Origin of the sequence: Bartonella sp. CL70QHWL, assembly GCF_042194855.1 — a bacterium.
Lineage (GTDB): Bacteria > Pseudomonadota > Alphaproteobacteria > Rhizobiales > Rhizobiaceae > Bartonella.
On sequence record NZ_JBHINJ010000115.1, the window covers coordinates 1 to 736 of the forward strand.

General features: G+C 41.4%; 2 protein-coding genes. Both read left to right on the forward strand.

What is annotated here, in order from left to right; all coding sequences use genetic code 11:
* Window positions 1-257: YadA-like family protein (locus tag ACFIJZ_RS09995; RefSeq protein WP_375632011.1), on the forward strand; the 257-nt coding region annotated here is incomplete at its 5' end.
* Between the two features lie 137 nt (window positions 258-394).
* Entirely contained in the window at window positions 395-580 is a 186-nt protein-coding gene (locus ACFIJZ_RS10000) for a hypothetical protein (RefSeq protein ID WP_375632013.1), read from the forward strand.
* Window positions 581-736 lie beyond the last annotated feature (156 nt).

The window sequence follows — 736 nt, forward strand, 5'->3', positions numbered from 1 at the left end:
ATTATGCTATTCAGGATGTTCGGAAAGAAGCAAGACAAGCTGCTGCTATTGGTCTAGCGGTGTCCAACTTACGTTACAATGATGCACCAGGAAAGTTAAGTGTTGCACTTGGTAGTGGTATATGGCTCAATCAGTCCGCATTTGCTCTTGGTGCTGGTTATACATCTGAAGATGGAAATATTCGCTCTAGTCTATCTGTGACAAGTGCCGGAGGGCGCTGGGGTGTAGGTGTAGGATTAAGCTTAACTCTAAATTAATAAAATTCACTACGATTATTTTCAAAAATGCTCCTGTCTATACAAGACAGGGGCGAAAAGGGTTGTACGATTAAAAGAACGGCTCCCACAAATAATAGTGCCAGCATTAATGTTGAAAATAAAGAAAGAGAAAAGGTGTGAAGAGTGGTGTGTTTTACGCAAATTTGACAGAAGTCGTGGAGGGGGCTGGTTGGTGGTTGTTACATGACAGTGAGCAGCAGATTAAGACAGTTTTTGATGATGCGAAAAAATATGTAGATAAATATTTTTCTGAATCCAAGGATAATGCGATGAGTAATGGTGTTAACGAGTCGAAATCCTAAACCGATATAAAATTTGAAACGTTTAGTTATGATATTAAGAGCGTACGGAAAGAGGCAAGGCAAGCAGCTGCCGTTGGTTTAGCAGTATCCAACCTACGTTACTTCGACGAGCCAGGATCTTTGAGTGTCTCATTTGGTAGCGGCACATGGCGTGGA